Below are 23,603 nucleotides of genomic sequence, written 5' to 3'. Positions count from 1 at the left end.
CTTACCAGATAAGCGCTAGCTGCCAAAATCATTCAAAGAACCGTAGAGCGGCGTTCAGCGCCCAAGTTCCGCTGGCGTGACCAGTCGCTCGACGATCTGGCCGTTTTTGAGGTGCGACTCGACGATTTCATCCACATCGCTGGCGTCCACATAGGAATACCAGGTGCCCTCGGGGTACACCACGGCCACGGGGCCGGCGGCACAGCGGTCCAGGCAGCCGGCCTTGTTCACCCGCACCTTGCCGGGGCCCGCCAACCCAGCCGCCTTGACCTGCGCCTTGCACCGGTCAAAGGCCTCCTGGGCGCCGTGGTGGGCACAGCTGTTTTCGCCGTTGGCGCGGTCGTTCAGGCAAAAAAAGATGTGGCGGGCGAAATAGCCGGGCGCTGCGGGGAGGGTGGAGGGGGTGTCGCTCATGGGGCCATTCTAGTTTTGCGGCTCCCGGCGCGACACCCGAAAGAGCACATATGCCAGTGCGGCATAAGGCCACAGCCAGCCCAGCCACTGGCCCAGGCCGAAAAAACGGACGAAGCGCCCTTGCTCCCATATTTGTAGCGTCTGGGCAAAGTAGGCACTGGCGGGCGCCTGATTCAGCAGCCCCAGGTGCCAGGCCAGTGCCAGCAGCAACACCGCCGCGCTGGCGCGCCGGGGTAAAGCCAGCGCCAGTGCCGCCAGCCCCAGCGCCGCCCACACCCCCACGCGTGTGGGCAGCTCCAGCCAGCTCCAGGCATGCGACGGCCCCCAGCTCAGTGCCGCCGACAGGGCCGTCACGCCGACGCCCACCGCTGCCACGCCCATGGCGAACACGGCGCGGCGCCCCATGTGGCGAATGACGCAATAGCCCAGCAGACAGGGAATCAGCAGCCCCAGGGTCACGCACAGCAACTCGCCGCCCGGGGACAAGGGCTCCAGCGGCACATCGCGCACGGGCAGCCAATCGAGAAAAGGCGTGTCGGCCAGCAGTTCTTCGAGGCCCTGCTCCAGCCGCTCCAGCACCTGGCCCAGGCCAAACGGCACCGCCGCCGGAAACAGCAGCGCCGCGGGCCACAACGCCAGCAGCACCAGCGCGCCGCGCGCATCGCGCACGAACCAGCGGGCGCGAACATCGCTCCAGCGGTCGATGGCACCCCAGCGCTCCAGCAGCGCCGCCGTGCACGCCCCCACCAGCGCTCCCGCCGCGTTGAGCAGCAGGTCCAGGTTGGACGGCACACGCCGGGGCAGGTAGATCTGCAGGTATTCCATCAGCAGCGACAGCAGCGTGCCCGCCAGCGTGGCCAGCACCACCGCCCCACGCTCGCTGCCCGAGCGCAGCAGCGCCAGCACCAGCAAGAAACCCAGCGGGGCGTAACCGGCCATGTTGATGGCGACATCAAACCCCGTCCAGTAGGGCGGTGGCAGCGGGGCCGACAGAAAAACCCAGGGGTCGATGCCCTGGTCGCGCCAGCCGTCAAACGGGAACAGGCTGGCAAAGACAATCAGCGCTGCATGAATCAGCGCCAGCGGCCAGGCAGAAGTCTTGTGCAAGGGCGCGGGCTCCTGGGCGTCAGAACGGCTTGACCACCACCAGCACCACGGCAATCAGCAGTAGCACCACGGGCACTTCATTGAACCAGCGGAACCAGACATGGCTCTTGCGGCTGCTGTTGGCAATGAGCTTGCGCAGCAGCACCGCGCAGGCATGGTGGTAGCCGATCACCAGCACCACCACGGCCAGCTTGGCGTGCATCCAGCCGTTGCCCTCTGACGCCGGGCCGCGGCCAATGCCATAGCCCAGCCACAGCCACAAACCCAGCGCCACGGCGGGCACCGCCAGCATCGTGGTGAAGCGCAGCAGCTTGCGCGCCATCAGCACCAGGCGCTCGCGCTCGGCCACCGAGCCGGGCGCCACCATCGCCAGGTTGACGAAGATGCGCGGCAGATAGAAAAGGCCCGCAAACCAGCTGGCCACGAAAACGATGTGAAAGGCTTTGATCCAGAGCATGCCTGCAGTTTAAGGGCCATCGCGCACCGCAGCCGTCGGCACAAGCCCGGCAGGTCCGCCCATTAAGAAGAAGGCGCAAAGCGAGACAGGCGCTTCATAATTCCCCCATGCACCTCTCCAGCCCCACCCCATTTCCGCAAAGCCGCCCACGCCGCCTGCGCCGTGACAGCTTTACCCGCAACCTGGTGCGCGAGCATGCCGTCACGCCCCACGACCTGATCTACCCCGTGTTCGTACACGAGGGCCAGAACCAGCGCGAGGCCGTGGCCTCCATGCCCGGCGTGGACCGGCTCAGCCTCGATCTGCTGCTGCCCGTGGCCGAGGATTGCGTGAAGCTGGGCATTCCCGTGCTGGCGCTGTTCCCGGCCATTGACCCGGCGCTCAAGACGCCCGATGGCAAGGAAGCGCTGAACCCCGACGGCCTGATCCCGCGCGTGGTGCGCGCCTTGAAAAAAGAGTTTCCCGACCTGGGCGTGATGACCGACGTGGCGCTCGACCCCTACACCAGCCACGGCCAGGATGGCGTGCTCGACGAGACGGGCTACATCATCAATGACGAAACGGTCGAGATTCTGACCGGCCAGGCGCTCACCCATGCCGAAGCGGGCGTGGACATCGTCGCGCCCAGCGACATGATGGACGGGCGCATCGGCGCCATCCGCGAGGCGCTGGAGGTGCAGGGCCACATCCACACGCGCATCATGGCCTACAGCGCCAAATACGCCAGCGCCTTCTACGGGCCGTTTCGCGACGCCGTGGGCACGCGCGGCGCCCTGGGCAAGAGCAACAAGTTCGTCTATCAGATGGACCCCGGCAACAGCGACGAGGCCCTGCGCGAAGTGGCGCTGGACATCGCCGAGGGCGCCGACATGGTGATGGTCAAGCCCGGCATGCCGTACCTGGACATCGTGCGCCGCGTGAAGGACGAGTTCCGCGTGCCCACGTTTGCCTACCAGGTCAGCGGCGAATACGCCATGCTCAAGGCCGCCGCCGCCAACGGCTGGCTCGACCACGACGCCGTGATGATGGAAAGCCTGCTGGCCTTCAAGCGCGCAGGCGCCGACGGCGTGCTGACCTACTTTGCCCGCGACGCTGCGCGCTTGCTCCTGAAATAATAGCTTCAAGCGCTTGTCTATAAAGCGCTGGAAGCCATTTTGACCAAGAATTCAGAACGCCATGCGCATTTTTCACCTCCACAACGACGGCGTACTGGAGCTGGCCGACCTGCCCGAACACATGCCCGCGCAGGGCTTTATCTGGGTCGCCTGCTCACGCCCGACCTTCCAGGCGCGGCTGGGCGAAATCCAGAGCCGACTGCAGGCGCTCGTGGGGCTGCAGCTGGTGGACCTGCATGTGGCCGACCTGCTGAACGCGCAGCTGCCATCGCACTACGACTACACCTCGCAGTACGACCTGCTGGTGTTTCGCCGGCTTGCCTCGATCAATGGCGACACGCCGGATGCGAACGGTGCGGCGGCAAACGCTACCGCCCTGCCACTCAAGCGCAAGGGTCCGCCGGTGCTGCGGCGCATCGACACCAGCCCCGTGGGCTTTGCGATGTTTGACCAGCTGCTGCTCACCGTGCACCCCACCGACTGCGCGGTGCGCGATGCTTACGCCGCGCGCCTGCTCGCCACCGCCCCCCTGGATATACGCGAAGGCCGAGCCACCTTGGCAGCCGGTGTGCGCCATCCGTCCAGCACGGCCGACCTGATGCTGCGCCTGGTCAACCTGATGGTGGACGGCTACCTGGACCTGCGCCGCGAACTCACGCGCCAGCTCGATCACTGGCAGACCGAGCTGCTCAAGCCCCGGGCGCGCTATGTGAACTGGAGCTCGCTGCTCGAAGCGCGCCTGTCGCTGCACCAGCTGGACGACATCTGCGAAGACCAGCGCAGCGCCATGCAAAACTGGATCGACGAGCTGGAAACCTGGGCCACGCCCGAAAGCAGTGCCGGCCAGCGCGACCTGGACCTGCTCAAGGTGCGCAGCCGCGACGTGCTCGAACACATCGAGCGTGTGGTGCACCATGTGCGCCGCCTTGAGCAAAGCACCGAAACCGCCGTGCAGATGCACTTTTCAGTGCAGAGCAACCGCACCAACGACATCATGCGCACGCTCACCGCGCTGACCGCGGTATTTTTGCCGCTGAACCTGATTGCGGGCATTTTTGGCATGAACTTCGAGTTCTTGCCGCTCATCCACAAGCAGGACGGATTCTGGTGGGCACTGGGCTCCATGATCACGATTGCCATGGGCCTGGTGGCGCTGTTCTGGCGCAAGCGCTACCTGGCGCGCACCGGCGGGCAGTGAGCATTCGCAGACCGCAGCGCGGATGCGAGACCGGGCCCTTGCCGGCGGACCCGTCCCGCCAACGACAGCCTACCCTACATGCTTGGCAAAGAAGGCCAGGGTGCGGTCGCGCGCGACCAGGGCCGAGGCTTCGTCATACGAGCCGCGCTGGTCGCAGTTGAAACCATGGTCGGCGTCGTACACATGCACCTGCACCTCGGGGTGCGCGCGCGCAAAGGCCTGCACGCTGTCCACCGAAATCCAGTGGTCGCGCTGGCCAAAATGCGCCAGCACCGGCACCTGGGGCTGGCGCGCCACCTCGTCTGCCGTGGTCATGCCGCCGCCGTAGTAGCACACCGCCGCCGACAAACCCTTGAGGCTGCAGGCCGCGCGCCATGTGAGCAGCCCCCCCCAGCAAAAGCCGACAATGCCCACCTTGCCGCCACCATGCTGGGCGGCATAGTCGATGGCGGCCTGGATGTCGGGCATGACACCGTCGCCGGGCAGTGCATCTACCGCCGTCTTGAAGCCGAAGCCCACGCCCATGTCGGCCTCGCTGTAGCCCAGGTCCACACCGGGCTGCACGCGCGCAAAGGTGGCGGGGGCCACTGCCAGATAGCCGCGCGCCGCAAAGCGGTCGGCCACGGCACGGATGTGCGAATTGACCCCGAAAATCTCCTGCAGCACCACCACGGCGCCGCGCGGCGGCCCATCGGGCTGCGCCACCCAGGCGGGCACCACAAAACCGTCTTGCGACGTCAGATTGACAAACTGGCCCATGCAATTGCTCCTTAAGGGAAGAAAAAAGGGCTGTGGCGCAAAGGCACCACCGCCACCCGGCGACGCATTCCGGCTCCGTGCCGGGATGCTGTAATGCACCCCATTCTTGCAGGAGACCGGTTTTGGACAAAGTGCTGCGCCTGACCGGCAGCGTCCGCACCACCACCGCCCCGCCCCGCTTTGCGCATGTCAGGAAACCGCCGATGGATCTGAAACCCCTCATCACCTTGCTGGCCATCGTGAACCCGCTGGCCATCGTGCCGTTTTTCATCCACTACACGCAGGGGTTTTCCAACGAGCAGCGCCGCCGCACCATCCGCACGGCGGCCCTGGCCTCGTTTTGCGTGATTGCCGCCTGCGCCCTGCTGGGCCTGCAGATCCTGGAGTTCTTCAACATCTCGCTGCAGAGCTTTCAGGTGGGCGGCGGCATGCTGCTGCTGATCAGCGCCATGAACATGCTCAACGCGCAGCCGGCCGAGGCCAAGACCCACACGCACGAGCTCGAGGAAGGCGCCGAGAAGGCCGCCGCGGGCAGCAGCATTGCCGTGGTGCCCCTCACCATTCCCCTGCTCACCGGGCCTGCCAGCATGTCCACCGTGGTGATCTACGCCGACCGTGCCCAAACCTTCTGGCAGCACGCGGCGCTGGTGGGCTACGGCGTGGTGATCGGGCTGGCCACGGCCCTGTGCTTTTCGCTCGCCGATCCGATCGCGCGTGTGCTGGGCAAGACAGGCATCAACGTGATGACGCGGCTGATGGGTTTGATTCTGGCGGCACTGGCCGTGGAGGTGATGGCCGACGGCCTGGGTAAGCTGTTCCCCATTCTCGTGGCGAGGTAGCTAACCGAGCACCGCCCAGGTGTGGCACGCCGTGCCCGCCGCCACGAAGCCATGCCAGACCGCATGGGCATAGCGGATGCGCGCGTCCAGCACAAAAAAGACGACACCGACGGTGTAGGCGCAGCCCCCGGCCACAAGCCACTGCGCGCCCGCCGGTGATGCGCGCTCCAAAATGGGCACCGCCGCCAGCAACACCAGCCAGCCCATGGCCAGATACCCGCCCGTGGACAGCCAGGGTGATGCCAGGCGCCCCATGGCCTTGAGCGCCATGCCTGCAGCGGCCACCAGCCACACCAGCGCCAGGACGGCGCCGCCCCATGGATCCCCGAGGTGCCCCGCCGCAAAGGCCGTGTAACTGCCCGCAATGAACAGATACACCGCGCCGTGGTCCAGCTTCAAAAAAATCTGCTTGGCGCGGCCTTCCGGCAAGGCGTGGTACACGGTGGACGCCAGGTACAGCCACACCATCGTGGCCACAAAAACGCAGACACCGGCAAAGCCCTCGACACCCCGGCTGCGCCCCCAGGAAATCAGCCAGGGACCGGCCCCGATGGCGGCGATCAGGGCCGCTGCGTGGCTCACAGCGTTGGCGATTTCCTCGCCCCGACTTTGCGGGCGCCCGGCCTGGCCAGGATGGGCGAGCCTGTTCATCGCACCCTCTAATGCCGAAGTGCGGTCTGCTGGCGGTCGCGCCAGGCGTGGTAGCGCGCCCGCTGCAGGGCAAAGAACTCCACCATGCCCCACGCCATGCCGCAACCGACCAGGCCGCACAGCATCAGCCGCCGCAACAGGTCAATCCTGCGCGGGCGCTGGGGTTGTGAATTCTTCATAGGAAAAACAGTCGTTGCCCGGCAAATCGAGCCAACGCCAGGTTTCGTCGAACAGTTCGTCGAAGAGTCTCTGCAATCCGAGCAGTTTCCACAGCATGCGAAGCCTTTGGAGAATGTTGTTGGCTGTCGCAAGTTAACTGCGCTGTGTGACAGTTTGGCGTCTGTCATCGCTTTTGCCACACCCGCCCGTTCGGTTGACACGGCAGGCCGGGTGGGCGGTATGCTGCGGCGTCACCCCCCCACAACACCACCCCACCACCGTGCCCCACAACGTTCTGCCCGAGCTGCTGGCCCTGGAAAAGATCATGGAACTGGGCGGCTCGGACCTGCAGGTCCGCGTGGTGCGCGAGGTCGGCGTGGCGTCGGACCTGCGCTTTCCCATCTATTCGATCGGCATTGGCAACCCAGCCCCCCACATCCCTGCGGTCGGCTTTTTTGGCGGTGTGCATGGCCTGGAGCGAATTGGCGCCGAGGTGGTGATTTCCTATCTGCAGAACATTGTCATGCGGCTGCGCTGGGACACCACGCTGCACCAGCAGCTCGAGCATGTGCGCCTGGTGTTCATGCCCATCGTCAACCCCGGCGGCATGTGGGCGGCCACGCGCGCCAATCCGAACGGGGTGGACCTGATGCGCAATGCGCCGGTGGAGGCCCTGGACCGCGTGCCGTTCCTGATGGGTGGCCAGCGGCTGAGCGCGGGCCTGCCCTGGTACCGCGGTCCCTTTGGCGAGCCGATGGAAATCGAGAGCCAGGCCCTGTGCGAGGTAGTGCGCACCGAGCTGCTACCCCGGCCCTTCAGCATTGCGCTGGACTGCCATTCAGGCTTCGGGGTGCGCGACCGCCTGTGGTTTCCGTTTGCCCACACCCGCAAACCCATCGAACATATCAACGAGCTGCATGCGCTCAAGAACATCTTCCTGCAGGCGCACAGCCACCACCCGTACATCATCGAACCCCAAAGCACCCAGTACCTGGCCCACGGCGACCTGTGGGATTACCTGTACCTGCAGTCCTGCGAGCAGGCCGAGCGCATCTTTCTGCCGCTGACGCTGGAGATGGGCTCGTGGATCTGGATCAAGAAGAATCCGCGCCAGCTGTTTTCGCGCATGGGCATCTTCAACCCCCTGATCGACCACCGCCAGCAACGGGTGCTGCGCCGGCATCTGTCGCTGCTCGACTTTTTGTCGCGCGCGGCCTGCAGCCACCAGCGGTGGGTTCCCGGCAAGGAACACTACGAACAACACCGCGCCAATGCACTGGCCGAGTGGTATTGAGCCGCGCCATGGACACCTGGATTCTGTTGCGCGGCCTCACCCGCGAAACCGCCCACTGGGGCCGCTTTGCTAACGATTTCCAGAGCGCATGGCCCGATGCCCAGGTCGTGGCACTCGACTTGCCGGGCAACGGCCAGCTCCATGCCCGGCCCAGCCCGCCCACCGTGCAAGGCATGGTGGCGGCCTGCCGCACCGAACTGGCAAGGCAGGGCGTGCGCCCACCGTTTCGACTGTTCGCCATGTCGCTGGGCGCCATGGTGGCCACCGAGTGGGCCCGCACGGCACCGGCGGACATCGCGGGCTGCGTGCTGGTGAACACCAGCTTGCGCCCGTTCAGCCCCTTTTTTCACCGGCTGCGACCCCGCAACTACGCGGCATTGCTGGGCCTGGCGCTGCTGCACCGGTCGCCCGAAGCCATCGAACGCACGGTATGGCGGCTGACGAGCAATGCGCCCGACCCGCGCCACGCAGTCATTGGCGATTGGGTGGCCGCCCGCGCCCGCCGCCCGGTGTCCGCCATCAACGCCCTGCGCCAATTGGTGGCCGCAGCCCGCTACCGGGCGCCCACCGTGGCGCCCAGCCCCCCCATCCTGCTGTTGGCCAGCCAGAACGACCGCCTGGTAGACAGCCGTTGCTCGCAGGCCATTGCCAAAAGCTGGCATTGCGCCCTGGCCCTGCACCCGCATGCCGGGCACGATCTGCCACTGGATGCGCCCCTGTGGGTGCTGGAGCAGGTGCAGCAATGGCTGCTGCGGGCTGATCCGTCAAAAATTTAGTAAAAACGGCTTGTAGCCCAATCTCATAAAGCGCTATTAGCTATTATTAAAATAGCAAATTCAGACGGCAAATCGCCTCAGAGGCTGAGCGTTTTTCGGCCGTGCCCGAAAGGCGCGTCAAAACGCGCCGGGTCTAGGCGCAAAACACAGCCATAGCTCGGCTATGGCGAGTATTTGCAACGACGAGCCGGTGTGTTTTGGCGTGCAAGGCGGGCATGGATGAAAGACTCTCAGCCTCTCAGACCGTCACCGTGCAGTTGCGCCCCTGATTCTTGGCGGTGTACAGCGCCGCATCCAGGGCGCGCAGAGTGAGGTCGAGCGGGCGCGCGGGGTCGAAATGGGCCAGCCCCACGCTGGCCGAAAGGTGCAGTGGCGGCACCACGCCGGGCACGGCGGCGGCGGCCAGCGCGGCGTGCAGCCGCTGCGCCACCACCCGGCCTTCTGCCACGCTGGTGGCGGGCAGCAAGGCCAGAAACTCTTCCCCGCCCCAGCGGCTGACCACATCGGAGGCCCGGAACACATCGCGGCAGGTCGCGGCGAACAGCCGCAGGGCCTCGTCGCCGACATGGTGGCCATAGCGGTCGTTGACCTGTTTGAACCAGTCGATGTCCATCATCAGCAGGCACGCGACGGCGCCCCCGCGCTGCAGCAGGGCCTGCTGCTGGCGCAGGCGCTCGGTGAACGAGCGGCGGTTGGCCAGCCCCGTCAGAACATCGGTATGGGCCAGCGTGGCCATGCGCTGGCGTGCCTCGTCGAGCTCTCGCACCATCTGGCCCTGGCGGTCGTTGGCGAGCTTGAGCTCCAGCAGGCGCATCACCTGGCGCGCCAGCACGTCGAGCATTTCCTGCTGGGGCAGGCCCAACTCGCGCGGCTGATAGTCCAGCACACACACGGTGCCCAGCGCAATGCCGTCCGGGGTGACCAGCGGCGCCCCCGCATAAAACCGCACGCCCTGGGGCCGCGTTACCAGCGGATTAGAGGCAAAGCGCGCATCCTGCAACAGGTCGGGCACGACGAACACGCCTTGAGCCTGGATGGCGAACCGGCAGACGGACTGGTCGATCGGGGTTTCGCGCCGTCCCAGGCCGATTTCGGCCTTGAACCACTGGCGATCGCGGTCCACCAAACTGATGAGCGCGATGGGTGCAGCGCAAATATGGCGGGCCAACCGGGCCAGATCGTCGAAGGCCAGCTCCAGGGGCGTATCCAGAATGCCGTAGTGACGCAGCGCCTGCAAGCGCGCACTTTCATCACCGGTCAGATCACCTGGCAGCGCGCAGGCGGCAGTGTCATCCATGGGTCGTGGGCCCGTTGCGCCAGAAGTTGTAGGGGGCGCAGAGCTTGCCACACAACCATGCCCGGCGCACCCCCGGTTACGCACAACCACGGGCCGTGGCGGGGCTTCGGGGGGCGGCAAATCCGCCAGCGCTGCACAGATGCGCGGCTGGCCGTTTATTGGCCGTACATGCGCTTGGCGTCGTCCACGCACTTGGACTTGACGTCGCCCTGCATGGTGTCGCAGCGTTCCTTGGCGGCCTTGTAGTTGGCCTCGTTCTTTTCCGCAGCAGCGTCTTTGCGCGCCTCGGCAACGGCAGCGCCCTTGGCGGCGGGCGTGTCGGCGGGTTTGGCCTTCACTTCGGCGACCTTGGCGTTTTCCTTGGCCGTCACATGGGCTGCCTTGGCGTCTTTCACGCAGACGTCCTTGGCGTTACCGCTGAGGTCATCGCATTTTTCCTTGGCGACTGCGTAGTCGGCATCCGCCCGGGCCACGCGGGCCTTGTAGTCGGCTTTCGGGCTGGGTTTGTATTGGGCTTCCAGTTCGGCCTTGGCGACATCTTCATGGCCCTTGGCTTCCTTGACGCAAATGTCCTTGGCGTTGCCGGTCAGGGCATTGCATTTGTCCTTGCTCGCCTTGTATTCAGCCGAGATGGTGTCTTTCGCCGCCTTGTACTCTGGCTGGGTCAGTGCGAAAGCGCTGGTGGCCAACAGGGCGGCGGTAACGGTGGCAATCAGTGTGCGTGCAATTTTCATGGCGTGTTCCTCGGTGGAAATCGGGGAAAAATCAGGGGAAAGGGGCGCAGGCGCAGCAGCGTCTGCAAGCAGGCCAACGGCGTTCTCAGGCCGTTGGCCCAGTGGTTCAAGGCGTCAATCCTTGAAGCGGAAATCAGGGTGGCGGTCCTGCCATTCCTTGAGCTGCTTTTCAGCCGCGTCGCGGGCGATGCCATGGCGTTCCTGGAGCTTGCCCAGAAACTGGTCGCGCCGGCCGGCGATCACATCAAAATCGTCATCGGTCAGCTTGCCCCATTGCTCGACCAACTTGCCCTTGAATTGCTTCCAGTTGCCTTGGATGGTGTCTTCGTTCATGGTGTGCTTCCTCGAAAATTCGCCTCAGCCATCCACCCGGAATGCGTGGAACATGTGCGTGATGCGATGGAGTCCACTGTAGAAACGACAGGCGCCGCGCCGCGTAGTCCATGCCGGGGACCACGCGTCAGCCCAGGCCTACGGGCCTGACAGACAAACACCCTGAATAAGAACGTGTTCACGTTCTAAGCCACCGGCTGGCGGCGTTGCGGCGCCCGGCCCCCATCACGGCAGGCGGCGCGATGGCAGGCGCTGCTCAGCGCCCCAGTTGCTCAAGCCATTGCGTCAGCTCGTGCGCCACCTGGTCGGTGGCTTCGGCCAATGCCCGGGTGCCGCCGGCGGCATCGGCGCTGGCTGCCGGGCGCTGCACGATGAAAACCCGCTGGCCCAGCAACGTTTCACCGGCCTGCGCGGGCTCTGCCAGCGTGGCACGCAGGCGCACCAGGCCGGCGCTTTCGGTGGCGCTGGTGAAGACCTGGCTGAACTCCTCCAGCTCCACACGCAACACGACGGGCAGCTTGCCGCTGGCGCGGGCCTGGGCTGCACCGCTTTCGGCCGTCAGCACGGCGCGGCGCTGGCCCAGCTGGTCGCGCAGGTGTTGCTGCACCAGCTGCGCAGGTGGCTGGCTCCAGCGGGCCTGGGTGTAGGGGCGCAACTGGCGGGCCTCGGCGTAGGCCAGGCGGTAGAGCACGGCGGTGCTACCTTCGGCCAAACCCGGGGCCTCGACATCGGCCAGCGCCAGAGGCGGCAGCGGTGCGCGCCGGTCGGCGGGCACCGGCGCCATGGCGCCCGGGCCAAAGTCGTAGTGCACGGGGCGCGAGGGCGGCGCAGGCAAGGCCGAGCATCCCGCCAGGAATGCAGCAACAAATATGGCTCCAGCGCTTATCCCATAAGCGCTTACAGCTATGATTTTGATAGTTTTCATGGCGAATTGCATCAGGGTTGAACCTTGGGTGCCTCAAACCCGGGCTCACCCGGACCGGCGTTGACCCGGCCGGGGCCATAAATGAAAAGCTGCGGGTTTTCGTTGATTCCACCGGCCGTGCGCCCGAACTGGCGCGCGGCACGCGAGGCATCGTCGGCGGCACGGTTGACGCGCGGCAGGGTGCTGTTGCCGAACTGGTCGGCGGCGCGCGCCAGGGCCTGGGTGCCCTGGGTGATCTGGTCCAGGGCGCCGCCTTCGGCGCTCAGGCGCCGGGTGGTCTGGCCGATGTCGCTGGCCAGCGTGGACACCTGGGCGCCGGCCTGCTGCAAGGCCTGCAAGGTCTGGCGTGCATCGCCCGCCAGGGGCGGCAGGGCAGCCAGGGCGGGGTCCAGGCGCTCTGTCACGGTGGTGTCCAGCCGCTGACTCAGGGCCGCCACGCTGCTGGCCGCCTGCCCCATGTTGTCGAGCACCTTGCTGACCCGCTGCTGGTTGTCGTCGCCCAGCAGCTGGTTGATGCGTTGCGTGGCTTCCTGGACCTGGCCCAGGATGGCGGGGCCCTGCTCTGCCAGGCGCGACAGGGGCGAGCTGCGCAACGGCAGCCGGGGCAGACCGCTGGGGCCGGGGGGCTGCACCGCCTGCGCCTCGCCCTCATCGTCCAGCTGCACATGGGCCAGGCCGGTGACGCCCTGGTAGCCCAGCACGGCGAAGGTGCTGGGGGTGATGGGGGCCTGGTCATTGACGGCGATGCGGATCAGCACATTGCCCGGGACCTGGGGGTCAAAGCCGATGCGCGTCACCTTGCCCACGGCCACGCCCTTATAGCGCACGGCGGCCTGGGGTTGCAGGCCGGTGACGCCGTCCTTGCTGGTCATTTCGTATTGCTGGTAGCTGGTGTTGTCGCGGGTGAGCCACATGGCCAGGCCCGCCAGCATGGCGGCCACCACCAGCACGAAGATGCCGGCGGCGAAAGCATGGGATTTGTTTTCCATCAGGGTTCCTTGGCAGTGACCACGGTGTGCGTCGGCGCCATGGCGCGCTGGCCGCGTTCACCCAGAAAAAAGTGTTCAATGAACGGATGAGGGTAGCGCGCAACGTCACGCGGCGCTCCGGTCACCAGGACTTTCTTGTCCGCCAGCACGGCCACGCGGGTGCTGAGGGCAAAGAGGGTGTCGAGGTCGTGCGTGACCATCACCACCGTCAGGCCCAGGGCCTGGTGCAATTCGCGCAGCAGGGCCACGAAGTCGTCGGAGCTGCTCGGGTCCAGCCCCGCCGTGGGCTCGTCAAGCAGCAGCAGCGGCGGGTCCATGATGAGCGCCCGCGCCAGCGCCACGCGCTTGATCATGCCGCCCGAAAGGTCGGCAGGCATGCGGGTGGCGTGCTCGGGCTTGAGGCCCGCCATCTGCAGCTTGACCAGCGCCGCATCGCGCACCACATCGGCGGGCAAGGTGCCTTGCTCGCGCAGCGCAAACGCCACGTTGTCGAGCACGTTGAACGCCGAATACAGGGCCCCTTGCTGAAACAGCATGCCCACCCGGCTGGCAGCGCCTTCGCGCCCCATTTCCGAGGCCGGCTGGCCCAGCACCGTGACGCTCCCGCGCGTCGGTCTGGCCAGGCCCAGCATCTGGCGCAGCAGCACGGTCTTGCCGGTGCCCGAGCCGCCCACCAACGCCAGGATCTCGCCACGTTGCACCGACAACTGCAGGTCCTGGTGCACGGTAAAGGCTTCGTCGCCCTTGCCGAACGTGGTCCACAGGCCTTGCACGTCCACGACGGGCGGCTCGCCCGGCGCCATGGCCATGTGCTCGGGCGGCTCGATACGTTCTGTCATGGTCGTGCCTTCTCGGCGACACCAGGACCCCGACCGCCAAAACCGGCTCGGCCCAGGCCAGTGCCACCGTGGAACCGGCTTTGCCGGGCCAGGGGTGGCGTCCCCCCTTGGGGGGAAGGAGCGAAGCGACACAGGGGGGGCTTCATATTCCGATGTTCTTGAACGCCACGGCAAACAGCGCGTCCACGATGATGACCATGGTGATGGATGTCACCACCGAGGCCGTGGTGCCCTCGCCCAGGCTCTGCGTGTTGGGCTTGACGCGCAGGCCCCAGTGGCAGCCGATCAGGGCAATCAGGGCGCCAAACACCACCGACTTGGCCATGGCCAGCCCGAGGTTGCCGATCTTCACCGCCGCAGGCAGCGCCTGGGCAAAGTAGGCCGGCGAAATGCCCATGGCGACATCGGCCGCCAGCATGCCGCCCGCCAGCGCCGCCAGCGTGGTCCACACGCTGATGAGGGGCATGGCCAGCGCCAGCGCCAGCGTGCGCGGCAGCACCAGGCGAAAGCCGTGGGGTATGCCCATCACGCGCATGGCGTCGAGCTCTTCGGTAACCCGCATCACGCCAATCTGCGCCGTGATGGCCGAGCCCGACCGGCCCGCCACCAAAATGGCCGCCAGCATGGGCCCCAACTCGCGGATCAGCGAAATGCCCAGGATGTTGACGATGAACGACTCGGCCCCGAACTGGCGCAGCTGCAGGCTCATCAGGTAGGCCAGCACCACGCCGATCAGAAAACCCACCAGCGCCGTGATGGGCAACGCCGTGGTGCCCATGCGGTACACATGGCCCGACACGTCGCGCCAGGGCCCGCGCTGCGGGGCACGCACCAGCCGCACGAGGTCGAGCGTCAGCTGCCCTACCAGTTGCACCATGTGCCGGGCGTGGTCCAGGCCGTGCAGCACCAGCACGCCCAGGTGATCCATCTGGCCAGAAAGGCGCCAGGGTTCCGCCGGCGGCGGCACCACCGTGAGGCTGGCCACGCGCTCCAGCATGACCCGCTGGGGGTCGGTGAGCTGCACATGTTCGGGCCACTTCTGGCCCCATTGCTTCCAGAGCACCTGCGCGCCCACATGGTCCAGCCATTGCAGGCTGCGCAGATCCCAGCCGCCCGCCGGCGCCGCATGCTCGCGCAACTGGGCCGCCAGCGCGCGCCAGTGCGTGCGCTGGCCCAGCTCGGCCGCACCCCAGCGCCCCAGCAGTTGCGCCTGGGGCCCCTGGGGTGATTCAGCACGGACGATGCGGGGCGACAGTTCGCTCATGGATGGGGCGGCGTGAGCCGCCATGGTTGGGGAAATATCAGGTGCGCCGCATCGGCCGCACGCGCCAGGACAATGCGCAGCACACAAGCACAGCCGCAAGCCCCGTGCGTGCAATTATTATCAAATTGGCCGCTAGCGCAACCCCAACAAGCGCCATTAGCTACAAATAGCGTAGCACTTCGCGTTTCTACCCTCGACAGCTGGATTGCCCGCCGCACAATGGCGCCCAACTACGTTCTTGTCCCGCGCACCACCGCAGCCAGCATTCCATCCATGAGCGACACCACGTTTGACTACATCATCATCGGCGGCGGCACCGCCGGCGCCCTGCTCTGCAACCGCCTGAGTGCCGATGGCCGCCACCGCGTGCTGCTCATCGAGGCGGGCCGCAAGGACGACTACCACTGGATCCATATCCCCGTGGGCTACCTGTACTGCATTGGCAACCCGCGCACCGACTGGCTCTACCATACCGAGCCCGACGCCGGCCTGAACGGCCGCACCCTGCGCTACCCGCGCGGCAAGACGCTGGGCGGCTGCAGCAGCATCAACGGCATGATCTACATGCGCGGCCAGGCGCGCGACTACGACCAGTGGGCCGAGCTGACGGGCGACGACAGCTGGCGCTGGGACAACACGCTGCCCTACTTTCGGCGCCACGAAGACCACTGGCGCCTCGATCAGCCCGGAGGCGTGAACGAAAATTTCAAGCGCCTGCACGGCAACAAGAGCACCGGCGGCACGGGCGAATGGCGCGTGGAAAAGCAGCGCCTGCGCTGGGATGTGCTCGACGCCTTTGCCCAGGCTGCGCAGCAGGCAGGCATTCCGGCCACCGATGATTTCAACGGCGGCAGCAACGAAGGCGTGGGCTACTTCGAGGTCAATCAGAAAAATGGCTGGCGCTGGAACACGGCCAAGGCCTTCCTGCGCCCTACCTGCTACGGCCGTTCCAACTTCGAGATGTGGACCGCCGCGCAAGCGACCCAGCTCATCATCGAGACGCAGCCGGACGGCAGCCAGCGCTGCACCGGCGTGCAGGTGTGGGACGGGCACGAGATGGTCACGGCCAGCGCCACCGAAGAAGTCATCCTGAGCGCTGGCGCCGTCAACTCGCCCCAGCTGCTGCAGCTGTCGGGCATCGGACCCGCAGCACTGCTGCGCCAGCATGGCATTGATGTGGTGCACGACCTGCCGGGCGTGGGCGCCAACCTGCAGGACCACCTGCAGATCCGTGCGGTGTTCAAGGTGCAGGGCGTGCAGACGCTCAACACCATGGCCAACACGCTGTGGGGCAAGGCCAAAATCGGGCTCGAATACGCCACCAAGCGCAGCGGCCCCATGAGCATGGCCCCGTCGCAGTTGGGCGCCTTCACGCGCAGCAGCGCCGACCAGCCGTATCCCAACATCGAGTACCACGTACAGCCCCTGTCACTCGACGCTTTCGGCGAGCCGCTGCACAGCTTTCCAGCCTTCACGGCGAGCGTGTGCAACCTCAACCCCACCAGCCGGGGCACGGTCAACATCAAGAGCGCCGACTTCAAAGCCGCGCCCGCCATTGCGCCCAACTACCTGAGCACGCCCGAAGACCGCCAGGTGGCCGCCGACAGCCTGCGCGTGACGCGCCGCATCGTGGCCCAGCCCGCACTGGCCAAATACCAGCCCGAAGAATGGAAGCCCGGCGTACAGTTTGAGAGCGACGAAGACTTGGCAAGGCTGGCTGGCGACATCGCCACCACCATCTTTCACCCCGTGGGCACAACCAAGATGGGGCGGGACGATGACCCGATGGCGGTGCTCGACTCGCAGCTGCGTGTGCGCGGCATTGATGGCCTGCGCGTGGTGGATGCGGGCGCCATGCCCACCATCACCAGCGGCAACACCAATTCGCCCACGCTGATGCTGGCCGAGAAGGCGGCCGAATGGATTCTGCAGGCACGCAAGGCAGCTTCCTGACGCTAGGCAGCCGGTCCCACGGCCCACGCGGTGGCGGCCGCAGGCACATGGACAGTCATCACAAAAACCCTGGGTGGCTGGGTGGAACCGGTTTTAGCGGATGCCGCCCACGTAGCGAGGCATCTCAGGCGGGGGCTCGGTGGATGGTGGTGGCGCGATGCGCTGGCGCACGGCCTGCGCGGCCACATCCAACACCGGGCGGCGTGCTGCGCCGGGCGGTTCGGCATGGACGGCGCGGTCCAGTCGGTCGGCCCACTCGGCCAGTTCAGGCAGGTTGTCCTCCTGGGCACGCTGGCGCGCAAAACGCACGATCTCCAGCGCATAGTCGGCATTGACCGCCATCCATTCGGTGTCGGTCACGCGCCCCGTCTTGCGACGCAGCAGTACATGCAGATGGGCGGCAATGGCAAGTCTGTCGGTGTCTGGCATGGCACAGTCCTTTCAGCCACCCAGGCGTTCGCGATGCTGGGCAATGTCGAGCCCGGCCTGCTCGCTCTGCTCGTCCACACGCAAACCCATCGCAAAATTGACAAGCCACAGCAGCGCGGCCGTCACCACCAGACTGTAGGCCATCACCGCACCCACACCAATGGCCTGTGTGAGCAGGCTGCCCTGCACGCCCCCCACCGTTTTGCTGGCCAGCACGCCCGTGAGCAACGAGCCCACGATGCCCCCAATGCCATGCACACCGAAAACGTCCAGCGAATCGTCGGCACGCAGTAGACGCTTGAGCCCCGTAGCCCCCCAGTAACACGCCAGCCCGGCCACCAGGCCAATCACTACCGCAGAGCGCAGCGTGACAAAACCCGCGGCCGGGGTGATGGCCACCAACCCCGCCACCAGCCCAGAGCACAGCCCCAGCAAAGACGGGCGACCCCGCACCACCCATTCGCCCAGCATCCAGGACAAGGCACCCGCTGCTGCTGCCAGGTGCGTGACCGCCATCGCCAGCCCGGCGCGCCCATCCGCCGCCACGGCCGAGCCAGCGTTGAAGCCAAACCAGCCCACCCACAGCATGCCGGCGCCTGCCATGGTGAGCCCCAGGTTGTAGGGCTCGAAGGGCTCGCGTCCGTACCCCGTGCGGCGGCCGAGGAACCAGGCACACACCAGTCCGGCCACGCCCGCATTCACGTGCACCACCGAGCCGCCGGCAAAGTCGAGCGCGCCCATCTGCGCCAGCCAGCCGCCGGGCTCCCACACCCAGTGCGCCACGGGGGCATAGACCACCACGGTCCATAGACCGATAAAGGCCAGCATGGCGGAAAACCGCATGCGCTCCACCAACGCGCCCACCAGCAGCGCGGCCGTGATGACGGCAAACGTGAGCTGGAACATGGCGTACACCGACTCGGGGATGCGCGGGGCCACATGGCTCACGGCCAGCTTGCCCTCTGCCAGCTGGAAATCGAGCCCCGTGAAACCCATGCGGTCCAGCCCCCCCAGCCAGGCGTTGCCTGGAGTGAACGCCAGCGAATACCCCGCCGCAAACCACAACAAGCTGACCAGTGCCGCAATGGCCACCACGCTGGCCATGGTGTTGAGCACGTTTTTCTTGCGCACCATACCGGCATAAAAGAGCGCGATGCCCGGCAGCGTCATCAGCAGCACCAGGGCGGTGGAAGTCATCATCCAGGCGGTATCGGCCGCGCTCACCGTATCCTGCGCCACCAGCGTTGGGCGCGTCAGTGGCGCCGCAGCGGCTGGCGCCACCGTGGCTGCGTTTGCCATGGCTGGCGGCGCTGTCTGGGCCATTGCACTGACGCACAGCCCCAGACTCAACGATACAACCGCAATGAACCGGTGCATAAATGACCGCATAAGCGCTCCCTTTCGCAAATTGTTACAAGCGCATTGCACAAGCCATGCCAGCCAACGCCCCCCGATTCAGGGCAAAAGCCGCTCTGCACGCCTGCAAAAGGGTGCGGGAAACTCCCAATGCACCACCGCAGTGCAGCCGCTAAAGTTGCGGCACTCGAAAGCGCGCTTCGGTGTGCCAAGCGAGGGGCCCGAGGAGACATCTCTACCAACAATCAAATTTCAAGCACCCAACGAGGTGTATTCTTTTTTCAGGCGCCGGTGATCCCGGCGCCTTTTTCTTGCCTGTTTTCAGCGAAAACCATCCGCACCATGGCGCCAGAAATCACTAAATTGATAGCAAACAAGGTGCGAAAATACGGCGATGGAATGGATTTTTATCACCCTGGCCTCGCTGCTCGCAGGCTTTGTGGATGCGATTGTGGGCGGCGGGGGGCTGGTGATGGTGCCGGCGCTGTTTGCGGCTTTTCCGGGCGCGCCACCGGCCACGCTGCTGGGCACCAACAAGGCGGCATCGGTGTGGGGAACGGCCATGGCCACCTGGCAGTACAGCCGGCGCGTGCAGATCCGCTGGACCGCCATGCTGCCCGCTGCCGCGGCTGGATTCATGGGCGCATTCGCAGGTGCGTGGACGGTCACGGTCTTGTCGGCCGACTTCCTGCGCAAGCTGCTGCCCCTCGTGCTGCTGTGCGTGCTGGCCTACACCCTGGCCAAAAAGGAACTGGGGCGGCACCACATACCGCGCTATGCGGGCCGGACCGAAGTGCTGGCGGCCTGCCTGATCGGCGTGCTCATCGGTTTTTATGACGGTTTCTTCGGGCCCGGCACCGGCAGTTTCTTCGTCTTCCTGTTCGTGCGGTTGCTGGGCTACGACTTTCTCAATGCATCGGCCTCAGCCAAACTGCTCAACTGCGCCACCAATATTGCCGCCATTGCACTGTTTGCCGCCAAGGGCCATGTGTGGTGGCACTACGCGGTCACTCTCGCCGTGGCCAACGTGGTGGGCAGCCTGCTGGGCACGCACATGGCGCTCAAGCACGGCACAGGCTTTGTGCGGGGCATCTTCATCGTGGTCGTGGGCACCTTGATCCTCAAGACGGGCTACGACGCCTTTCTGCGCTGAAGCGCCCGCCTGCGCACGCTGCGAAAACAACAGTCCAGGCGGCAGGGGCCGCACTCTATAATTCATTGCGACAATTTTGTGACGCCCGCCACCTTTGGGCGCTATCATTTTCCTGGCTCCGGTTGCGTGACCCGCAAGCCGGATTTTTTTGTATCTGTACCACCCCAAGACAGGATTCACCATGAAGCTCTTTCGGTTCATCGCCTCCGCCGTGGCACTGTGTGCTGCCTTTTCCGTGCAGGCCCGCTCCCTCGATGAGATCAAGAAGGGCGGCAAGATCGTTGTGGCCACTGAAGGACAATTTGCGCCCTTCAACTACTTCAAGGGCACCACGCTGACGGGCTTTGAGGTGGAAGTGGCAGAACTCACGGCCAAGAAAATGGGCGTGAAGATCGAGTGGAAAACCATCGGTTTTGATGCCCTGCTGACCGGCCTGAAGCAGGACCGCTGGGACCTGGTGATCGCATCCCACGGCGTGACCGACGAGCGCGCCAAGGCCGTCACGTTCACCGCGCCGCACTATTGCTCTGGCGGCATGGTGATTGCCATGGACCCCGCAATCCGCAGCGCCAAGGACCTGGCCGGCAAGATCGTCGCCGTGCAGACCGGCACGAGCTACCTGGAAAATGTCCAGAAGGTCACGACCATCAAGGAAATGAAGAACTTCCCCACCGATGTGGATGCGCGCAGCGCGCTCACCTCGCGCCGGGTGGACGCCTGGGTGACCGACCGTTTCGTCGCCAAGGAAGTGGTGGCGAAGAACCCCAAGGCAGGTCTCCAACTGGGTGAAATGGTGTTCATCGAGCGCATCGCCTCGGCGGTTGCCAAGGGCAACCAGCCCCTGGCCGATGCGTGGAGCAAGGCCCTGGCCGAAACCATGGCCGATGGCAGCTACGCCGCCGTGTCGAAAAAGTACTTCAACGAAGACGTACGCTGCAACTGAAAACGGGGCTTCGGCCCTCTCTGATCCATGCTCATAGCCCTTTGGCCGCGCCACTGGAGCCGCCCGCAGCGTAGCAACGCCACGCTGATTGCGGCCCTGGTCCTGATGGTGTTCATGCTGGCCCTTCTCGGCCAGATACTTTCTTTTTTCCCCGAACCCATCGGCTCCAACGCCCAGGCATTTTCCGATGGCGCGCGAACCACCCTGTGGCTGACTCTGATCAGCGGCGCCGTGGGCCTGGTGTTGGGCACGGCGGCCGCACTGGCGCGCACCGCCCGCTGGATCGGTTTGCGCTGGCTGGCGGGTTTCTACATCTGGGCCATTCGCGGAACGCCGTTGCTGGTCCAGATCCTGTTTGTCTACTTCGCGCTCCCGGTGCTGGTGCCTGGACTGAACCTGCCCGACTTTGCCGCCGCCGTCGTGGCACTGGGGCTGAACGTGGGCGCCTACAACGCCGAGGCCATTCGCGCGGGCCTGCTGGCGGTGCCCCGGGGGCAGACGGAAGCGGCACGCGCGCTGGGTCTTGGGCACGGCCATGTGTTTTTCGATGTGGTGTTTCCGCAGGCTTTCAAGATATCGCTGCCTCCCCTGGTCAGCAACTTCGTGGCACTGCTCAAGGATTCCTCGCTGGCCTACGCGATTGGCGTGGTCGAACTGACCAATGTGGGCAACCGCATCCAGTCCGCAACCTTTCAGCCCATTGCCACGCTGACCACCGTGGCCCTGACCTACCTGCTGCTGACCACGCTGGTAACGCAGCTTTCCAACGCCATCGAACACCGTTTTGATGTCGAAGGACGCATCCAATGAGCGACCCGACGCCTTACATCGTGGCAGAGAATGTCTGCAAGTCCTTTGGCACGAACCAGGTGCTTAAGGATGTGTCCACGCACTTCAACACTGGCGAGGTGACCGTCATCATTGGCGCGTCAGGCTCGGGGAAAAGCACCCTGCTGCGCGCCATCAACCGGCTGGAACCGCACGACAGCGGCACCATCCGCATCGGTGGCGTGCCCGTCACCGACGACCCCCGCACCCTGCAACAGCAGCGCTGCGAGGTGGGCATGGTGTTCCAGCAGTTCAACCTGTTTGGCCACATGAGCGCGCTCGAAAACGTTGCCCTGGCCCCGCGGCGCCTGCGCCATCTCGCCAGGGCCCAGGCCAACGAGCAGGCGATGACCCTGCTGCGCCGCGTGGGCATGCAGGACCATGCGCACAAGTACCCCTGGCAGTTGTCCGGGGGGCAGCAGCAGCGCGTGGCCATCGCCCGCGCCCTGGCCATGGCGCCGAAGGTGATGCTCTTTGACGAGCCGACCTCGGCGCTCGACCCCGAGATGGTGCAGGAAGTGCTCGACGTGATGCGCGAACTGGCGCGCGGCGGCATGACCATGATCGTGGTGACCCACGAGATGGGCTTTGCACGCGAGGTGGCGGACCGTGTGCTGTTTTTCGATAAAGGGCGCATTGCGCACGATGCGCCCCCTGCCGAGTTCTTCAACAATCCCGGAAACGACCGTATCCGCGCCTTCATTGGCCGGATGGGTGCCTGAAAAGCCGCGTCCACGCCGAATGGGTGACCGCAAGGCCTCCCGGCGCCGGGGCTGCGGCACGGCCCTCGCGTCGTCTTCCGCTCTTTTCACATCAGCGCACTGGCCCGGCCCGTGCACGCGCTGAAGACTGTCCCGATATTTATGCGATCTGAACGTTTTGGCCTCATCGCCCTGCTGGTGGTGACCACTGTGTGGGGAACCACCTTCCCCGCCATGAAGCTGCTGTCGGCGCACCTCGATGCCCTGCAGATCATCTGGTTGCGTTTTGCCCTGGCCCTTTTGGTGCTGGCCCCGCTGTGGGTGGGCATGCGGCCCCAGGAACGCCTGTGGGGTTGCGCACTGGGGCTGCTGCTGTTTCTGGCGTTCTGGCTCCAGATTGAAGGTCTGGCACGCACCAGCAGCAATCGCAATGCGTTTGTTACCGGACTCAATGTGCTCGTGGTGCCCCTGATCGCCATGGCGGCCCTGGGTCGCCGCTATGGCTGGCGCCTGTGGGCGGCCTGCGCCATGGCCTTCGCCGGCATGGCATTGATGTTCCACGAGAACGAGCCCTGGAATCTGGGCGATTCGCTCACGCTGGCCAGCACGGTGTTCTATGCCATCTATATCCTGGTGCTGGAAGAATGCGCACGCCGCACATCAGTGCACCCGCTGCGTGCCACGCGCATGGCTGCCGCACAGGCAGCCGTGATGTGCGCGGCCGCCACGGTGCTGTTGCTGGCGCGCGATGGCAGCATGGACTGGGTGCAATCGCTGGGCAGCCTGCAGGCGTCGAGCTGGCTGGCGCTTGTGTACCTGGGTTTTCTGGCCAGCGTGGTTGTGGTGACCTTGCAGGCCTGGGGCCAGCAGCGCGTGGATGCCATGCGCAGTGCCATCGTGTTTGGCCTGGAGCCGGTTTTTGCGGCCCTGACCGCCTGGGCGCTGCTGGGCGAACGCCTGGGATGGCACGGGCTGAGCGGAGCGGCGTTGATTGTGGCCGCCCTGGTTTTCAGCCAGATCCAGCCACCCCAGCGGACCACAGCCACCCCGGTCGCGTGAAGCTGGTGGCGCCACAATTTTGAGTGAAATA

26 protein-coding genes are annotated in these 23,603 nt (G+C 65.7%); 11 read left to right on the top strand and 15 right to left on the bottom strand.

Going from position 1 to position 23,603, the window contains the following annotated elements:
* Positions 1-54: 54 nt before the first annotated feature.
* Genes J8G26_RS02380 through J8G26_RS02370 form a run of 3 tightly spaced genes read right to left on the bottom strand, consistent with a single transcriptional unit; the run spans position 55 to position 1,978 of the window.
* Positions 55-414, bottom strand: coding sequence for an NAD(P)H-dependent oxidoreductase subunit E (locus J8G26_RS02380; protein ID WP_210567781.1), 360 nt, complete (start codon positions 412-414; stop codon positions 55-57).
* A 9-nt stretch (positions 415-423) separates the two neighbouring features.
* Complete coding sequence (locus J8G26_RS02375) at positions 424-1,521, bottom strand: VanZ family protein (protein WP_210567780.1); 1,098 nt, start codon at positions 1,519-1,521, stop codon at positions 424-426.
* A 19-nt stretch (positions 1,522-1,540) separates the two neighbouring features.
* On the bottom strand, positions 1,541-1,978 hold the full coding sequence (locus tag J8G26_RS02370) for a CopD family protein (RefSeq protein ID WP_210567779.1): 438 nt from the start codon (positions 1,976-1,978) through the stop codon (positions 1,541-1,543).
* Between the two features lie 107 nt (positions 1,979-2,085).
* On the opposite strand from J8G26_RS02370, the gene hemB reads away from it, so the two are divergent.
* Complete coding sequence (gene hemB, locus J8G26_RS02365) at positions 2,086-3,093, top strand: porphobilinogen synthase (protein ID WP_210567778.1); 1,008 nt, start codon at positions 2,086-2,088, stop codon at positions 3,091-3,093.
* A gap of 61 nt (positions 3,094-3,154) precedes the next feature.
* Positions 3,155-4,291, top strand: coding sequence for a magnesium transporter CorA family protein (locus tag J8G26_RS02360; RefSeq protein ID WP_087743087.1), 1,137 nt, complete (start codon positions 3,155-3,157; stop codon positions 4,289-4,291).
* Positions 4,292-4,360: 69 nt separating this feature from the next.
* Here J8G26_RS02360 and J8G26_RS02355 read toward each other — a convergent pair whose 3' ends face one another.
* Entirely contained in the window at positions 4,361-5,050 is a 690-nt protein-coding gene (locus J8G26_RS02355) for a dienelactone hydrolase family protein (RefSeq protein ID WP_210567777.1), read from the bottom strand.
* A gap of 203 nt (positions 5,051-5,253) precedes the next feature.
* On the opposite strand from J8G26_RS02355, the gene J8G26_RS02350 reads away from it, so the two are divergent.
* Positions 5,254-5,889 carry a MarC family protein gene (locus J8G26_RS02350; RefSeq protein WP_210567776.1) on the top strand — a complete coding sequence of 212 codons (636 nt, stop codon included), beginning with the start codon at positions 5,254-5,256 and terminating at the stop codon, positions 5,887-5,889.
* Here the strand turns inward: J8G26_RS02350 and J8G26_RS02345 are convergent, their stop codons facing one another.
* Both J8G26_RS02345 and J8G26_RS02340 read right to left on the bottom strand, forming a co-directional pair.
* Positions 5,890-6,540, bottom strand: coding sequence for a hemolysin III family protein (locus J8G26_RS02345; RefSeq protein ID WP_210567775.1), 651 nt, complete (start codon positions 6,538-6,540; stop codon positions 5,890-5,892). It abuts the gene before it with no gap.
* A gap of 8 nt (positions 6,541-6,548) precedes the next feature.
* Complete coding sequence (locus tag J8G26_RS02340) at positions 6,549-6,719, bottom strand: hypothetical protein (protein WP_210567774.1); 171 nt, start codon at positions 6,717-6,719, stop codon at positions 6,549-6,551.
* Between the two features lie 260 nt (positions 6,720-6,979).
* Here J8G26_RS02340 and J8G26_RS02335 point away from each other — a divergent pair, with 260 nt between their 5' ends.
* Entirely contained in the window at positions 6,980-7,993 is a 1,014-nt protein-coding gene (locus tag J8G26_RS02335) for a M14 family zinc carboxypeptidase (RefSeq protein WP_349238293.1), read from the top strand.
* Positions 7,994-8,001: 8 nt separating this feature from the next.
* A complete protein-coding gene (locus tag J8G26_RS02330; protein WP_210567773.1) occupies positions 8,002-8,769 on the top strand; it encodes an alpha/beta hydrolase in 768 nt (255 codons plus the stop codon).
* Positions 8,770-9,007: 238 nt separating this feature from the next.
* On the opposite strand, the gene J8G26_RS02325 is transcribed toward J8G26_RS02330, so the two are convergent.
* The 7 genes from J8G26_RS02325 to J8G26_RS02295 all read right to left on the bottom strand — a co-directional run bounded on the left by J8G26_RS02325 (position 9,008) and on the right by J8G26_RS02295 (position 15,150).
* Positions 9,008-10,066, bottom strand: coding sequence for a sensor domain-containing diguanylate cyclase (locus J8G26_RS02325; protein ID WP_210567772.1), 1,059 nt, complete (start codon positions 10,064-10,066; stop codon positions 9,008-9,010).
* Between the two features lie 155 nt (positions 10,067-10,221).
* Positions 10,222-10,800, bottom strand: coding sequence for a hypothetical protein (locus J8G26_RS02320; RefSeq protein ID WP_087743074.1), 579 nt, complete (start codon positions 10,798-10,800; stop codon positions 10,222-10,224).
* A gap of 114 nt (positions 10,801-10,914) precedes the next feature.
* A complete protein-coding gene (locus J8G26_RS02315; protein WP_087743072.1) occupies positions 10,915-11,133 on the bottom strand; it encodes a CsbD family protein in 219 nt (72 codons plus the stop codon).
* A gap of 256 nt (positions 11,134-11,389) precedes the next feature.
* Positions 11,390-12,058: an ABC-type transport auxiliary lipoprotein family protein gene (locus tag J8G26_RS02310; RefSeq protein ID WP_210567771.1), complete on the bottom strand. Its 669-nt coding sequence runs from the start codon at positions 12,056-12,058 to the stop codon at positions 11,390-11,392.
* An 11-nt stretch (positions 12,059-12,069) separates the two neighbouring features.
* Positions 12,070-13,047, bottom strand: a complete 978-nt coding sequence (locus tag J8G26_RS02305; protein WP_210567770.1) for an MlaD family protein — start codon at positions 13,045-13,047, stop codon at positions 12,070-12,072.
* Positions 13,047-13,886, bottom strand: a complete 840-nt coding sequence (locus J8G26_RS02300) for an ATP-binding cassette domain-containing protein (protein WP_087743068.1) — start codon at positions 13,884-13,886, stop codon at positions 13,047-13,049. Before J8G26_RS02300 ends, J8G26_RS02305 begins: the two co-directional genes overlap by 1 nt.
* A gap of 142 nt (positions 13,887-14,028) precedes the next feature.
* Positions 14,029-15,150 (bottom strand): ABC transporter permease, encoded by a 1,122-nt coding sequence (locus J8G26_RS02295; protein WP_210567809.1) that lies wholly within the window; start codon positions 15,148-15,150, stop codon positions 14,029-14,031.
* Positions 15,151-15,423: 273 nt separating this feature from the next.
* On the opposite strand from J8G26_RS02295, the gene J8G26_RS02290 reads away from it, so the two are divergent.
* Positions 15,424-17,103 (top strand): GMC family oxidoreductase N-terminal domain-containing protein, encoded by a 1,680-nt coding sequence (locus J8G26_RS02290; protein WP_210567769.1) that lies wholly within the window; start codon positions 15,424-15,426, stop codon positions 17,101-17,103.
* A gap of 93 nt (positions 17,104-17,196) precedes the next feature.
* On the opposite strand, the gene J8G26_RS02285 is transcribed toward J8G26_RS02290, so the two are convergent.
* A complete protein-coding gene (locus J8G26_RS02285) occupies positions 17,197-17,532 on the bottom strand; it encodes a hypothetical protein (protein WP_210567768.1) in 336 nt (111 codons plus the stop codon).
* Between the two features lie 12 nt (positions 17,533-17,544).
* Positions 17,545-18,831 carry an ammonium transporter gene (locus J8G26_RS02280; protein WP_349238292.1) on the bottom strand — a complete coding sequence of 429 codons (1,287 nt, stop codon included), beginning with the start codon at positions 18,829-18,831 and terminating at the stop codon, positions 17,545-17,547.
* A gap of 451 nt (positions 18,832-19,282) precedes the next feature.
* Here J8G26_RS02280 and J8G26_RS02275 point away from each other — a divergent pair, with 451 nt between their 5' ends.
* The 5 genes from J8G26_RS02275 (at position 19,283) to J8G26_RS02255 (ending at position 23,572) form a co-directional block, all read left to right on the top strand.
* Complete coding sequence (locus tag J8G26_RS02275; RefSeq protein WP_210567766.1) at positions 19,283-20,041, top strand: TSUP family transporter; 759 nt, start codon at positions 19,283-19,285, stop codon at positions 20,039-20,041.
* A gap of 181 nt (positions 20,042-20,222) precedes the next feature.
* Positions 20,223-20,984, top strand: a complete 762-nt coding sequence (locus tag J8G26_RS02270) for an ABC transporter substrate-binding protein (RefSeq protein ID WP_210567765.1) — start codon at positions 20,223-20,225, stop codon at positions 20,982-20,984.
* A 27-nt stretch (positions 20,985-21,011) separates the two neighbouring features.
* The gene (locus J8G26_RS02265) at positions 21,012-21,794 is read left to right on the top strand and encodes an amino acid ABC transporter permease (protein ID WP_210567764.1); all 783 of its coding nucleotides are present in this window, start codon (positions 21,012-21,014) and stop codon (positions 21,792-21,794) included.
* Entirely contained in the window at positions 21,791-22,534 is a 744-nt protein-coding gene (locus J8G26_RS02260; RefSeq protein ID WP_210567763.1) for an amino acid ABC transporter ATP-binding protein, read from the top strand. The genes J8G26_RS02265 and J8G26_RS02260 overlap by 4 nt, the downstream gene beginning before the upstream one ends.
* A gap of 141 nt (positions 22,535-22,675) precedes the next feature.
* Positions 22,676-23,572, top strand: coding sequence for a DMT family transporter (locus J8G26_RS02255; protein WP_210567762.1), 897 nt, complete (start codon positions 22,676-22,678; stop codon positions 23,570-23,572).
* Positions 23,573-23,603 lie beyond the last annotated feature (31 nt).

It is taken from the genome of Acidovorax sp. JG5 (assembly GCF_017939685.1).
GTDB lineage: Bacteria > Pseudomonadota > Gammaproteobacteria > Burkholderiales > Burkholderiaceae_C > Acidovorax.
This window is presented reverse-complemented; position numbering and strand designations above follow the sequence as displayed.

Coding starts and splice junctions, on each gene's coding strand:
- J8G26_RS02370 (WP_210567779.1), bottom strand. CDS start 1,978: ATGCTCTGGATCAAAGCCTTTCACATCGTTTTCGTGGCCAGCTGGTTT.
- J8G26_RS02275 (WP_210567766.1), top strand. CDS start 19,283: ATGGAATGGATTTTTATCACCCTGGCCTCGCTGCTCGCAGGCTTTGTG.
- J8G26_RS02290 (WP_210567769.1), top strand. CDS start 15,424: ATGAGCGACACCACGTTTGACTACATCATCATCGGCGGCGGCACCGCC.
- J8G26_RS02350 (WP_210567776.1), top strand. CDS start 5,254: ATGGATCTGAAACCCCTCATCACCTTGCTGGCCATCGTGAACCCGCTG.
- J8G26_RS02320 (WP_087743074.1), bottom strand. CDS start 10,800: ATGAAAATTGCACGCACACTGATTGCCACCGTTACCGCCGCCCTGTTG.
- J8G26_RS02380 (WP_210567781.1), bottom strand. CDS start 414: ATGAGCGACACCCCCTCCACCCTCCCCGCAGCGCCCGGCTATTTCGCC.
- J8G26_RS02355 (WP_210567777.1), bottom strand. CDS start 5,050: ATGGGCCAGTTTGTCAATCTGACGTCGCAAGACGGTTTTGTGGTGCCC.
- J8G26_RS02325 (WP_210567772.1), bottom strand. CDS start 10,066: ATGGATGACACTGCCGCCTGCGCGCTGCCAGGTGATCTGACCGGTGAT.
- J8G26_RS02285 (WP_210567768.1), bottom strand. CDS start 17,532: ATGCCAGACACCGACAGACTTGCCATTGCCGCCCATCTGCATGTACTG.
- J8G26_RS02265 (WP_210567764.1), top strand. CDS start 21,012: ATGCTCATAGCCCTTTGGCCGCGCCACTGGAGCCGCCCGCAGCGTAGC.
- J8G26_RS02340 (WP_210567774.1), bottom strand. CDS start 6,719: ATGAAGAATTCACAACCCCAGCGCCCGCGCAGGATTGACCTGTTGCGG.
- J8G26_RS02255 (WP_210567762.1), top strand. CDS start 22,676: ATGCGATCTGAACGTTTTGGCCTCATCGCCCTGCTGGTGGTGACCACT.
- J8G26_RS02345 (WP_210567775.1), bottom strand. CDS start 6,540: ATGAACAGGCTCGCCCATCCTGGCCAGGCCGGGCGCCCGCAAAGTCGG.
- hemB (WP_210567778.1), top strand. CDS start 2,086: ATGCACCTCTCCAGCCCCACCCCATTTCCGCAAAGCCGCCCACGCCGC.
- J8G26_RS02310 (WP_210567771.1), bottom strand. CDS start 12,058: ATGAAAACTATCAAAATCATAGCTGTAAGCGCTTATGGGATAAGCGCT.
- J8G26_RS02305 (WP_210567770.1), bottom strand. CDS start 13,047: ATGGAAAACAAATCCCATGCTTTCGCCGCCGGCATCTTCGTGCTGGTG.
- J8G26_RS02300 (WP_087743068.1), bottom strand. CDS start 13,886: ATGACAGAACGTATCGAGCCGCCCGAGCACATGGCCATGGCGCCGGGC.
- J8G26_RS02315 (WP_087743072.1), bottom strand. CDS start 11,133: ATGAACGAAGACACCATCCAAGGCAACTGGAAGCAATTCAAGGGCAAG.
- J8G26_RS02260 (WP_210567763.1), top strand. CDS start 21,791: ATGAGCGACCCGACGCCTTACATCGTGGCAGAGAATGTCTGCAAGTCC.
- J8G26_RS02295 (WP_210567809.1), bottom strand. CDS start 15,150: ATGAGCGAACTGTCGCCCCGCATCGTCCGTGCTGAATCACCCCAGGGG.
- J8G26_RS02360 (WP_087743087.1), top strand. CDS start 3,155: ATGCGCATTTTTCACCTCCACAACGACGGCGTACTGGAGCTGGCCGAC.
- J8G26_RS02280 (WP_349238292.1), bottom strand. CDS start 18,831: ATGGCAAACGCAGCCACGGTGGCGCCAGCCGCTGCGGCGCCACTGACG.
- J8G26_RS02270 (WP_210567765.1), top strand. CDS start 20,223: ATGAAGCTCTTTCGGTTCATCGCCTCCGCCGTGGCACTGTGTGCTGCC.
- J8G26_RS02330 (WP_210567773.1), top strand. CDS start 8,002: ATGGACACCTGGATTCTGTTGCGCGGCCTCACCCGCGAAACCGCCCAC.